This is a genomic window from Hafnia psychrotolerans (genome assembly GCF_014639435.1).
GTDB classification, from domain to species: Bacteria; Pseudomonadota; Gammaproteobacteria; order Enterobacterales; family Enterobacteriaceae; genus Ewingella; species Ewingella psychrotolerans.
On the sequence record NZ_BMFZ01000014.1, the window covers coordinates 73,135 to 85,054 of the forward strand.

The following is an 11,920-nucleotide window of genomic DNA, read 5'->3' on the forward strand; positions in this document are numbered from 1 at the left end:
CTGCTCCACCCCGCGTCCGTCACTACTGTACTACTTTTATCGGTAAGTCTTTCATTCCAATCGCGCTTTTACTACAGCATCGTATTGGTTGCGGGGGCCGGATTTGAACCGACGACCTTCGGGTTATGAGCCCGACGAGCTACCAGGCTGCTCCACCCCGCGTCCGATGAGGGCGAACTATACGCTGCATGAGAATTCGTGCAACCTTTTTTTCGGAATTGATGTGATAAACCACTCGGTTACTTGCTTTTTATACAGAGTGCTGCTTTTTTCTACGGGTTTAACAGAATCTATTATTTTCGTTGATGCCAATTCCTTTCTGATAGCCCGTTTGTTATGGTTTTGGCGCAAGTCCACCTGAAAGCAAGAGAGTGCAGTAATAATGAAAGGACGTTGGAGTAAGTATCTGCTGAGTGGTTTGGTCATCGCCGTGTTGGCGGGGTGCTCGTCCAGGCCTACTGATCGCGGTCAGCAGTATAAAGATGGTCGACTAGACAATGCACTTGAGTACGTTAATGAGCCGAACGCCACCGGCAAACCGGTTAACGCTAAAGATTACGCTGATCAGGTGATGGAAGTGCAATACGCCTCCTCATCCCTTTATGGCCGTAACAACACGACTTTTCAGGCGGTGGAGCAGTGGATTCGCTCCGGCGCTGATACCCGCACCTTGAGCCAATACGGCATCAATGCCTACCAGATGGAAGGGGCAGACAATTTCGGTAACGTGCAATTTACCGGGTATTACACACCGGTATTGCAAGCTCGTTATACCCGTCAGGGCGCATTCCAGTATCCGTTATACCGCATGCCGCCGAAACGTGGGCGTCTACCTGATCGCGCTTCTATCTATTCCGGGGCACTGAGCGAAAAATATGTGGTGGCCTGGACCAATTCCCTGATGGATAACTTCATGATGGAAGTGCAGGGAAGCGGTTATGTCGATTATGGCGATGGCCGCCCGCTGACGTTCTTCGGCTATGCCGGTAAAAACGGTCACGCTTACCGCAGTATTGGTAAAGTGCTGATCGACCGTGGCGAAGTTGCGCGTGAGAATATGTCCATGCAGGCAATCCGTCATTGGGCTGACACGCACAGCGCGAGTGAAGTTCAGGAACTGTTGGAACAAAACCCATCATTTGTTTTCTTCAAGCCCGTGCCTTTTGCGCCAGTTAAAGGTGCCAGCGGTGTTCCATTGATTGCGAAAGCCTCTGTGGCGTCTGACCGTTCCCTGATTCCGGCGGGAACCACCATATTGGCAGAAGTACCTGAACTGAACAATAAAGGCAAGTTCACCGGTAAATATCATATGCGTCTGATGGTTGCACTGGATGTCGGTGGGGCAATTAAAGGACAACATTTTGATATGTATCAGGGGATTGGGCCAGATGCCGGACATGCGGCCGGTTATTACAATCACTATGGCCGCGTTTGGGTGCTAAAATCAGCGCAAAATGGCAAGCCGCTGTTTACTGCTTACAATGCAGCGAGTAGTTCGTCTTCCAGCGCGACGCCCTCTGCGCTGGCCCCCGTACCGGCAACCACCAGCAACAGCGGATCTTTCCTGCTGAAATAGTCTGGTTGCGGTAAAATGTTCTACTCAAAGCAGCCTGCGGGCTGCTTTGTTTTGGCGAAAAATCAGTATCACGTTGAATTTCATAGCAAGTACAGAGGTTAATCCGTCATGACAGCAGTTTACTCCGATGCCTATCAGCAGCGTTTTGGTGGCACCGCGCGCCTTTATGGTCAGCAGGCGCTGGCGCTGTTCTCGCAGGCGCATGTCTGTGTTATCGGTATCGGAGGCGTAGGTTCTTGGTCGGCCGAAGCACTGGCGCGTACCGGTATTGGCGCTATCACGCTGATTGATATGGATGATGTCTGTGTGACAAACACGAATCGCCAGATTCATGCGCTGCGTGAAAATGTCGGGCAGGCAAAAACGGAAGTAATGGCGCAGCGTATTCTGGCAATTAACCCGGAGTGTCATGTCACTTGTATCGACGATTTTATTACCCCAGACAATGTGGCGGAAATGCTCAATCGCGATTTCAGCTATGTGATTGATGCTATCGACAGTGTGCGACCTAAAGCGGCATTGCTGGCTTATTGCCGCCGCTACAAGATCCCGGTGGTGACTACCGGTGGTGCGGGCGGGCAGATTGATCCGACGCAAATCGCGGTCGTGGATCTGGCGAAGACCATTCAGGATCCGCTGGCAGCAAAATTACGTGAACGGCTGAAAAGTGATTTTGGCGTAGTGAAGAACAGTAAGGGCAAATTCGGGATTGATTGCGTCTTTTCCAGCGAACCGCTGATGTATCCGCAGGCAGATGGTTCGGTGTGTGCATCACGTGCTACAGCGGAAGGGCCAAAACGCATGGACTGTACAACGGGGTTTGGTGCGGCAACCATGGTCACTGCCACGTTCGGTTTTGTCGCGGTATCACATGTGCTAAAAAAGATGATGGCCAAAGCGCAGCGGCTGCAAGCCGCCACCCGAGATTCAGACTGAACTACAACGCCTTGCGTGCCAGTTGCCGTACGCCTTCTGACAGGGCTTTTAAACCGCTGGCGCGGCTGGTGCTAAGCTGTTCGCGCAGGCCTAACGTATCAAACAATATCAGGGGATCATCTGCCAGGATCGCTTGTGGTGTTTTGCCTTCCACTTTCGTCAGCAAAATAGCCAGCAGGCCTTTGACTATGCGGCCTTCGCTGTCGCCATAGAAATGCATGTTGCCATTCTCCAATAGCTCCGCCCCCAGCCACACCTTATTCTCACAGCCTGACAGTTCAGTTTCCGGCGTTTTTAAACTGCCGTCCAGCGTGGGGACATTTTTCGCCATTAGGATCAACTGACGGTAGCGATCTTCCCACTGGCGTAAGCCGGAAAAGCTTTCGACCAGCGTCTGTTCGGTAATGTTATGTCCAAAAGGATGAGGTGCTAACATACAATTTCTCTATTTTAAAAGGCGTTAATCGGCCAGTAGCTCCAGCGCATACTTTATCGATTTTACCAGACGATCGACATCATCTGCCGTATTATAGGGAGCGAAAGAGGCTCGAAGTGTGCCACTGACCCCCATTGCCTCCATCAGCGGTTGCGCGCAATGTTGACCGGCGCGTAACGCGATGCCCTGCTCAGCGGTTAGCGTCACAATATCGTTGTGGTGCACACCTGCGATATCAAAGGCCAGAATAGAGGCAGTCTGCCAGCGGAAGCTGCGAAAACCGGGCAGTGCTGCCAGTTGCTGTTCAGCCTGCGTCGCCAGATGCTGAGCGTATCGTTCACCTGCCGCAGTATCAATACTCTCCAGCCAGCCAAGAGCGGCATCAAACCCAAGCACGCCGGCGATATTCGGTGTGCCTGCTTCAAAACGATGTGGCACTGTTTGCGGGGTGAAACCTTGCATTGAGGCGTACGTTAACATTTTCCCGCCGCCGTGCCAGGCGGGCATATCGTCAAGCAATGCCGTTTTGCCATAGAGCACGCCGATACCGGTCGGACCGTAAAGCTTATGGGCGGAAAATACGTAAAAGTCGATATCTAATGCCTGAACATCGGCGGGACAATGGACTACGCCCTGTGCGCCATCTACCAGCACCAAGGTGCCGTTGGCATGTGCCAGCTCAATGGCACGAGATAAGTCTGGCATACCCCCCGTCACGTTCGACATCTGCCCGAGTGCCAGCAGACGTGTTCTTCTATTAAGTAGTGCGGGTAACCGGTTGAGATCTGGTAAGAATTTTTCATCGAGCGGCAGCGTAACCACTGTTGCTTTATAGCGTTCAGCCAGCATCAGCCAAGGGATCAGGTTGGCATGATGCTCCGCCTGGCTGACGATGATTTCATCGCCTGGTTGCAGACGCGGTGCCAGATAGCTTTGCGCGACAAGATTAATTGATTCGGTAGTTCCGCGTGTCCACACAATATTTTCGGGTAACGCGGCATTGATCCATCTCGCCACCCGTACACGCGTCTGCTCATATTTTTCGGTCAAAGATTGTGCTGCACGATGCTGGCTGCGGTGAACCGTGGCACCTTCTTGCGAGTAAAACTCGAGGGTTGCATCAATGACACTTTTGGGCTTAAGGGCTGTTGCCGCGCTGTCCAGGTAGCATTGTCCGTGAGTAAGTGCAGGAAATTGCAGGCGAAATTTAGCGAAATCAAAGTCAGTCATACGCGTTCAACTTTTGTGAGTAAGCAGCCTGGCATGAAGTTTCTCCCTATCGGTAGCCTGGATGTATTCATTTTAGGAATGGTTACCGTGGCAATATATCAGAAGCTTGTTATGCTGAATAACGAAGGCAAGAAGAATTAGATATATGTATTCACTGCCATTATAAGTATTTTAATCTACAAGGAGTCTATGATGAAGAAGATCGCCGCCGTAGTTTCAGCCGTACTGCTGACCTGTACCCTTGCTGCGTGTTCGAGCAACTACGTCATGCATACCAATGATGGCCGCACGATTGTTGCTGAAGGCAAGCCAAGCACAGACAGCGATACCGGTATGATCAGTTATACCGATGCGTATGGCAACAAACAGCAGATCAATAAATCTGAAGTTAAAGAGATGGCTCAAGGTAACTAATCCTTAAGTTGAGACTTTCCCAAGCGGAAAGCGCTCTTTACTTGCATTAACAAAACCGGCCATCTTAAAGATGCTGCCGGTTTTGTTATATTATGCGACTCGGTTTTGCTCATCGGTAATAAAGTGACAGATAAAAAAAAGCACCGCTAAATGCGGTGCTAAAAAATCACTTTGGACAGACAGGGTAATGTACAGGAAGTGAAAAATTTGTGGCATTCAAGCCACGTGTCCGGATTGCCAGACAATGCAAACACAACATCACAACCACAAGCCAAAAGCATTTCAGCATCCTCATACTAAACTACTTTTCGTTCCGGCCTGGGAAGTGGCGCCACTATAGGTTTTTGCCTGTACATCCTCAACGGACAATTTATAATGTCTCGGATTAAAAAAACTAATAGTACAACCCACGGCTAAGCGCGTCGCTCGCCGGCGAATGAGAAGTATCCATTCCATGTCAAAACGTTTACCGCCTCTTAATTCCCTGCGTGTTTTCGACGCTGCAGCACGCCACCTCAGTTTTACTAAAGCGGCAGAGGAACTTTTTGTTACGCAAGCGGCAGTAAGCCACCAGATTAAGTCTCTTGAGGACTTTCTAGGATTGAAGTTATTTCGTCGACGTAACCGCTCTTTGTTACTGAGCGAGGAAGGCCAGAGTTATTATCTGGATATCAAAGAGATATTTTCTTCGCTGAATGAAGCGACGCGTAAGCTTCAGGCACGAAGTGCGAAAGGCGCGCTGACCGTCAGTTTACCCCCAAGCTTTGCTATTCAGTGGCTGGTGCCGAGACTCTCTGGCTTTAACTCAGCTTATCCGGGAATCGACGTGCGTATCCAGGCCGTTGACCGTGAAGAAGATAAGCTGGCGGACGATGTTGATGTGGCGATTTTTCATGGGCGGGGTAATTGGCCGGGCTTGCGAGTCGAACGTTTATACGCCGAATATCTGTTACCGGTTTGCTCCCCTTCGTTGCTAATGGGGGATAAGCCGTTAAAAACTCCCGAAGATCTAGCAAACCATACGCTGTTGCATGATGCTTCACGCCGGGACTGGCTGGCTTATACCAAGCAACTGGGGTTGCAGCATATTAATGTGCAGCAAGGGCCAATCTTCAGCCACAGTGCGATGGTTGTTCAGTCTGCTGTTCACGGGCAGGGCGTGGCTCTGGCAAATAATGTCATGGCGCAAACTGAGATTGAAGCGGGACGACTGGTCTGCCCGTTTAATGAAGTATTGATCAGTAAAAATGCTTTTTATCTGGTTTGTCATGACAGTCAGGCAGAACTGGGTAAAATAGCCGCCTTTCGTCAGTGGATCCTTGCCCGTGCAGCCAGCGAGCAGGAGAAATTGCGCTTTCGTTACGACCAGGCCTAAGCCTGATAATACATCCCGTAGATTATATTGCTGAGTTGCCGATCCCGGCTGACTCATCAATCACTAACGATAATAGGTAAGCCTCATGACCAGTCGTTCAATGTTGATCTTCGCTGCTATCAGTGGCTTTATCTATGTTGCTTTCGGCGCTTTCGGCGCCCATGTACTGAATAATTCACTGGGTCAGGCTGAGATGGCTTGGATCCAAACCGGCTTAACGTACCAAAGTGTGCATACGCTGGCCATTTTGGCGCTAGGTGTTGCGATGCAACGTCAGCGTAATATCTGGTTTTATTGGAGCAGCGCGTGCCTGGCACTTGGTACTGTGCTGTTTAGCGGCAGCCTTTATTGCCTGGCGCTTTCACACCTCAGATTGTTTGTATTTGTTACGCCGATAGGTGGAACTTTCTTCCTGATCGGTTGGATATTGATGTTGACTGGCGCTTTGCGTCTGAAAAATAAGGCAGAACGCCATGAATAAAGTTGCTCTCTATTGCCGCTCTGGTTTTGAAAAAGAGTGTGCCGCAGAAATTACGGCCAAAGCCGCCAAACTTGAAATCTTTGGTTTTGCTCGCGTTAAAGAAGACAGCGGTTATGTGATTTTTGAATGCTACCAGCCTGAAGATGCCGATCGTCTGGCGAAAGAAATACCTTTTCGCGAGCTGATTTTTGCTCGCCAGTTGATTGTGGTCGGCGAGTTGCTGAAAGATCTCCCGCCGGAAGACCGCGTGTCGCCGATTGTCGGCATGCTGCATGGTGTGATCACCAACGGCGGCGAGCTGCGTGTTGAAATGCCGGATACTAATGAAAGTAAAGAGTTGACTAAGTTTTGTCGTAAATTGACCGTTCCTCTGCGTTCGGCGATGCGCGAGCAACGGATCCTGGGAAAACGTGAAAATTCGCTGCGCCCGGTCGTCCATGTTTTCTTTATTGCGTCCGGTTGCTGTTATGTCGGCTATTCATATAGCAATAATAACTCGACGTTTTATATGGGTATTCCGCGTCTTAAGTTTCCGTCAGAGGCGCCAAGCCGCTCGACGCTGAAACTGGAAGAAGCTTTCCATGTGTTTATTCCTGCCGATGAGTGGGAAGAGCGTCTGGCAAGCGGGATGTATGCAGTGGATCTCGGAGCTTGTCCGGGCGGCTGGACCTATCAATTGGTTCAGCGCAGCATGATGGTTACCGCAATAGATAACGGTCCGATGGCACAGAGCCTGATGGATACCGGGCAGGTAATTCATCTGAAAGAAGATGCTTTTAGGTATAAATCAACAAGTTGGAAAAACTACTGGCTGGTATGTGACGTCGTAGAGAAACCGGCGAAAGTGGCGGCGTTAATGTGTGACTGGTTGGTCAACGGCTGGTGTCGTGAGGCTATCTTCAACCTGAAACTCCCAATGAAGAAGCGTTATGAGGAAGTGACTAACATTCTCGAACGTATTAAAGAGCGTTTGGAGGAAAACCACATTCACGCAGAAATTTTTGCCAAGCATCTCTACCATGACCGTGAAGAAGTCACTGTCCACGTGCGCCGCTTCTGGGCTACCGTGGGTGGACGCCGCGACGAGCGTTAAATGGCGATAACCTGACTCTTATTCAGGTGAGAATTAAAACGCCGGTGCTTTCTAAGCCCGGCGTTTTTTATTGTTTCATAGTCGATTAGGGCAGGCGTAACTGTCGCAGGTTTCCGTCGAGAGGGAGATCTGTTTGCAGAGTTGAAACCCGTTTACATGCGTAGGCCAAATCCCGATACTCGGCTAACTTTGCACGCCATTTTTCAGGAATAGACTCGAGGTTTTCATAGAGCGCATCCAACGTTCCGGCCTGAGTCAAAAGTGTTATGGCCGTTTTCGGCCCAATGCCTGGCACTCCGGGGATTTTACTGCTGCTGATCCCCGCCAACCCCCAGTAATCGGTTAACTGCTGTGGTGTAACGCCAAAGGTTTCGCGTACAAAAGGCATATCCAGCCAGCGCTTTTGAAAATAGTCACGAATCTGCACGTTAGGTGCCAGTAACTGACAGTAGCCCTTGTCGGTAGATACAATGGTTACCTGATGTCCCCCACCCGCAACTTTGGCTGTCAGCGTGGCGGCTAAATCGTCGGCTTCATTGCCAGGTGAATGCCAGCAAGCGACACCGCAGGCAATAAATCCCTCTTTCAGACTCGTCATTTCGGCCAAAAGGTTGTCAGGCATCGGTGAGCGGCCTGCTTTGTAGTCGGGCAGGCACTGATGACGCCAGCTGTTATCGCGGTCATCTTCATCAAACACGGCGACAGCATGGGTGGGTTGGGTGTGTTGAATTAACTGCCCGATGGCATTCTGGCAGGTCAGTAGGCACGGCGAACCCTGTACCGCATGAATACGGCGGATAAGATTCAGCGCGTCAATAATAAGCAGATTTATAGGCATGTTGAGGTGGCTTCCATTAATAAACAGGGCGACATATACGCCGCCCTGAATCAAGCCTTTTTAAAATGATGTAACCCCGCTATCAGGCACAAATTTCATAACAAGGAATATACGCGCTGCCCGGCAATTTCATACGGTGCTGAGCGACAAATCCTTGCAACAGGCTGTCCATTTTCTTCATTAACGCCGGATCGCCGTGCAGTTTAAAGCAGCCGTGTTTTTCAATTTCCTGAATACCGAACTCTTTAACGTTACCCGCCACAATTCCCGAGAAGGCGCGGCGTAGTGCGGCAGCGAGTTCTTCTGGTGGCTGATTTGGATAGAGATTCAGTGCTGCCATATTACTATGGTTTGGCTCAAACGGCATTTGCAGGTCAGGCGCGATGCGTATAGACCAGTTAAAGCTGTAGGCATCGCCGCTGTTACGACGGTTCTCTTTCACCAGCGGCATGGCACGCTTCATTTGACGTGCTACTTCAGTCGGGTCGTCAATGATGATGGTGTAATGCTTACGCGCTTCTTCGCCCAGTGTGTCTTTGATGAAAGCATCAAGTACGGTGAAGTAATCTGCACTCTCTTTCGGACCGGTGAGGATAAGAGGCAGAACCTGATCACTGTTTTCCGGATCCATCAAAATTCCCAACAGATACAGGAGTTCCTCTGCTGTACCTACGCCACCTGGGAATATAATGATCCCATGAGCGATACGTACAAAGGCTTCAAGCCGTTTTTCAATGTCCGGCATGATGATCAGTTCATTCACCAGCGGGTTTGGTGGTTCAGCGGCGATGATAGAAGGTTCGGTCATTCCGATGAAACGCCCTAGTTTGTAACGTTGCTGCGCGTGGCCTACTGCGGCACCTTTCATTGGTGCTTCCATGGCTCCAGGGCCGCAACCGGTACAGATATTCAATTCACGCAGGCCGAGTTGGCTACCAACGTTGCGGGCGTACTGGTATTCGACGGCGTTTATTGAATGTCCACCCCAGCAAACCACCATGTTCGGATCTTCATCCAGATGAAGGGCGCGGGCGTTACGCAGAATAGAGAACACCATATTGGTGAGATGCACCGAGTTTTCACTGTTGAAATTCTCGAAGCGGATGTTATTGCTGATTTGCGCATTGACGAACAAGATGTCGCGAAGCACGGCAAACAGATTGGCTTGCAGGGAACGGATAATTCGGCCATCCACAAAAGCATCTTCAGGCGGATTGACGAGCTCAAGTTTAACACCGCGTTCGCGGCGTAACACATTGATATCAAAGCTTTCATAGCGCTCAAGTAGTTCTTTGCTGCTGTCGGTCTGACTGCCACTGTTGAGCACGGCTAATGAGCAGTTACGGAACAGACGATATAAGTCGCTGCTCGCTGTGCGCTTTAGCATGTCAACTTCTAACTGCGACAACAGATCCATTGAGCCAAGAGGGCTGATATGTGTAATCAAAGTTGCTCCTTTACACCCATTATGGGATGTCATTTCTGCCGGAGAAAGGTTGCACATGATTTTTTGGATCTCGCTTTTTGCGGCGTGCCGAATCCTGTTGGCAGAAATAATTAACTGATTTTGAAGGTATCTATGCGGGGTCTGTTGCCCTGCAGTATCACTTCTGAATTAACAGTAACCTTGTCCTCAGGCTTTTACCAACCGTTGCTGACTGTTAGCTCAGTTCTTGAGCAAGGCCTCGCATTATTGCCTGACAAGTCTTGCTGTTGCAGGGGTAAACGGGAAGTTAGATCGCCAGGGATTGATGTCCAACCCTCCGCGGCGCGTATAGCGGGCGTACACTGTCAAATATTCAGGCGTGCAGCATTGCAGGATGTCATTGAAGATGCGCTCAACACACTGCTCGTGGAATTCATTGTGGTTACGGAAGGAGACTAAATAACGCAACAGTGCTTCCCGGTCTATTTTAGGCCCGCGATACTGAATTTGCACCGACCCCCAGTCTGGCTGATGCGTGATCAGACAGTTGGATTTAAGCAGATGGCTCACTAGTGACTCTTCGACAACCTCGTCACCAACTGCATTAACAAGGTATTCGGCGTTGAATTCGTAGCTATCAATCTCGATATCTTGGTCGTCAATGCACTCGCCGGTAAAGCGGCCAATGGTACTGCCTTCGACGTCGCCGAGGCGAGTCAGAGTGACTGCGACATCGCCTTCCGCGCAGGCGCTAAGATCGCGCGTGAGCGTAGCCAGAACGCTACCCCAGTTGTCGAATTTTGTCTGATTAAAGCTGTTGAGGTAGAGCTTGAAGCTTTTGGACTCAATCAGATTGATGCTGTCCGCATTCAGACTGATTTCACCCACGGCAACCTGCGGCAATCCTTTGGCATTAAGCCATGAGAGTTCATATAACGTCCAGATGTCCGCCCCCTGAAAGGGCAGCGCATCCGGAAAAAGACCCAACGGCTCCCGATTCATGCTACGAGGAACAGCTTGTAATAAGGAAGCGTCATAACGATCACGGTACGGAGTCGGTTTGCCCAATGTCAGTTGAGATAGGGCCGGGTTATCCTGATAAAAGGACATGCTGTCACCTTGGTCTAAGTTCTGGGTACAATAGAGTTTGAAATCGTTTCCCTAGTTTAACTTAGCCTGGTCTGAAGATGAGAGAATTTATGGAGTCTGATGTTTCTGTCGCGTTGCGCGAATTTACCCAACGGTATGTGGATTTATGGCAGCGGGAGACAGGCTTCCCTCCGTCAAGCGAGGCGTTGTTGGATGTTGAGTCGCCTTGTGTGGTGAAAAGCAGTGAAACGGCCGTCTACTGGCTGACGCAGATTTTTAACCCGGCTGATACACTGACTAATGTCGAACGCGCGCTGGAACTGCAATTGCGGCCCGAAGCTCATGCGTTTTATACCACCCAGTTTGCCGGAGATATGGCCGCTCAATGGGAGGATAATGCTTTGACATTATTACAGGTTTGGAGCCCGGAAGACTTCACCCGCTTACAGGAGAATCTGATAGGGCATCTGGTTACCCAAAAGCGCCTCAAGCTCCCGCCGACGATTTTTCTGGCTACCACAGAGTCAGAAATGAGCATGGTGTCGCTATGCAATGTGAGTGGTGAAGTGATACTCGAACAATTTGGCAGTAAGAAGCGAACGCTTCTGTCGTCATCGTTGTCTGAATTTCTTACCATGCTATCTCCTCGTTTCCCCGACTGATTCTTATTTACTTCCTTGAGCATTGGCTCACAAGCGTGTGAGATATCTCTCACACGGCCTGTAGGATATCTCGTTTAATCCTTGCGGTAATTTCCACGTCTCTTTCAAATAGTCAATTAAAATCAAAATCTTAACTATTTTTTATTATCCGTAAAGCTTACGGCCGTTTTATTTGGCTTACAGGCTGTATTGTTTGAAGAGGCAAAATCAACGATTCTAACTGTGCCGAAGGATGGCATGAAACGGAACATTAGGATGATGGCTGTTTCATAAAGTAGGGGAAAGACTAAGGAATGGTCAGGACGCTTCATGATGAAGCAATGGACACCTCCAGGACGGAGATTGAGAGCTCGGAAGGGATAAC

The 11,920-nt window shown here is 49.9% G+C and carries 12 protein-coding genes and 2 tRNA genes (1 of these 14 cut by a window edge); 7 read left to right on the forward strand and 7 right to left on the reverse strand.

Features of this window, described 5'->3' with window-relative positions; genetic code table 11:
- Positions 1-15 (reverse strand) — tRNA-Met (locus IEV89_RS19930) (it extends 103 nt beyond the left edge of the window).
- Between the two features lie 70 nt (positions 16-85).
- Positions 86-162 (reverse strand) — tRNA-Met (locus IEV89_RS19935).
- Positions 163-382: 220 nt separating this feature from the next.
- On the opposite strand from IEV89_RS19935, the gene mltA reads away from it, so the two are divergent.
- Both mltA and tcdA read left to right on the forward strand, forming a co-directional pair.
- The gene (gene mltA / locus IEV89_RS19940) at positions 383-1,576 is read left to right on the forward strand and encodes a murein transglycosylase A (RefSeq protein WP_188475260.1); all 1,194 of its coding nucleotides are present in this window, start codon (positions 383-385) and stop codon (positions 1,574-1,576) included.
- Between the two features lie 108 nt (positions 1,577-1,684).
- Positions 1,685-2,512: a tRNA cyclic N6-threonylcarbamoyladenosine(37) synthase TcdA gene (gene tcdA, locus IEV89_RS19945; RefSeq protein WP_188475261.1), complete on the forward strand. Its 828-nt coding sequence runs from the start codon at positions 1,685-1,687 to the stop codon at positions 2,510-2,512.
- Position 2,513: 1 nt separating this feature from the next.
- Here the strand turns inward: tcdA and csdE are convergent, their stop codons facing one another.
- On the reverse strand, positions 2,514-2,948 hold the full coding sequence (gene csdE / locus IEV89_RS19950; RefSeq protein ID WP_188475262.1) for a cysteine desulfurase sulfur acceptor subunit CsdE: 435 nt from the start codon (positions 2,946-2,948) through the stop codon (positions 2,514-2,516).
- 24 nt (positions 2,949-2,972) lie between these two features.
- Complete coding sequence (csdA, locus tag IEV89_RS19955; protein WP_188475263.1) at positions 2,973-4,178, reverse strand: cysteine desulfurase CsdA; 1,206 nt, start codon at positions 4,176-4,178, stop codon at positions 2,973-2,975.
- A 192-nt stretch (positions 4,179-4,370) separates the two neighbouring features.
- On the opposite strand from csdA, the gene IEV89_RS19960 reads away from it, so the two are divergent.
- The 4 genes from IEV89_RS19960 to rlmM all read left to right on the forward strand — a co-directional run bounded on the left by IEV89_RS19960 (position 4,371) and on the right by rlmM (position 7,541).
- On the forward strand, positions 4,371-4,592 hold the full coding sequence (locus tag IEV89_RS19960) for a YgdI/YgdR family lipoprotein (RefSeq protein ID WP_188475314.1): 222 nt from the start codon (positions 4,371-4,373) through the stop codon (positions 4,590-4,592).
- A gap of 454 nt (positions 4,593-5,046) precedes the next feature.
- Positions 5,047-5,967 (forward strand): transcriptional regulator GcvA, encoded by a 921-nt coding sequence (locus tag IEV89_RS19965; RefSeq protein WP_188475264.1) that lies wholly within the window; start codon positions 5,047-5,049, stop codon positions 5,965-5,967.
- Between the two features lie 85 nt (positions 5,968-6,052).
- On the forward strand, positions 6,053-6,448 hold the full coding sequence (locus IEV89_RS19970; protein ID WP_188475265.1) for a DUF423 domain-containing protein: 396 nt from the start codon (positions 6,053-6,055) through the stop codon (positions 6,446-6,448).
- Positions 6,441-7,541 carry a 23S rRNA (cytidine(2498)-2'-O)-methyltransferase RlmM gene (gene rlmM, locus IEV89_RS19975; protein ID WP_188475266.1) on the forward strand — a complete coding sequence of 367 codons (1,101 nt, stop codon included), beginning with the start codon at positions 6,441-6,443 and terminating at the stop codon, positions 7,539-7,541. The genes IEV89_RS19970 and rlmM overlap by 8 nt, the downstream gene beginning before the upstream one ends.
- An 85-nt stretch (positions 7,542-7,626) precedes the next feature.
- Here rlmM and xni read toward each other — a convergent pair whose 3' ends face one another.
- The 3 genes from xni to queF form a co-directional block, all read right to left on the reverse strand.
- Entirely contained in the window at positions 7,627-8,379 is a 753-nt protein-coding gene (gene xni, locus IEV89_RS19980) for a flap endonuclease Xni (protein WP_188475267.1), read from the reverse strand.
- A gap of 82 nt (positions 8,380-8,461) precedes the next feature.
- A complete protein-coding gene (ppnN, locus tag IEV89_RS19985; RefSeq protein WP_188475268.1) occupies positions 8,462-9,826 on the reverse strand; it encodes a nucleotide 5'-monophosphate nucleosidase PpnN in 1,365 nt (454 codons plus the stop codon).
- Between the two features lie 243 nt (positions 9,827-10,069).
- Positions 10,070-10,915 carry an NADPH-dependent 7-cyano-7-deazaguanine reductase QueF gene (queF, locus tag IEV89_RS19990; protein ID WP_188475269.1) on the reverse strand — a complete coding sequence of 282 codons (846 nt, stop codon included), beginning with the start codon at positions 10,913-10,915 and terminating at the stop codon, positions 10,070-10,072.
- Positions 10,916-11,004: 89 nt separating this feature from the next.
- Here queF and syd point away from each other — a divergent pair, with 89 nt between their 5' ends.
- The gene (gene syd, locus IEV89_RS19995; RefSeq protein ID WP_188475270.1) at positions 11,005-11,556 is read left to right on the forward strand and encodes a SecY-interacting protein; all 552 of its coding nucleotides are present in this window, start codon (positions 11,005-11,007) and stop codon (positions 11,554-11,556) included.
- Positions 11,557-11,920 lie beyond the last annotated feature (364 nt).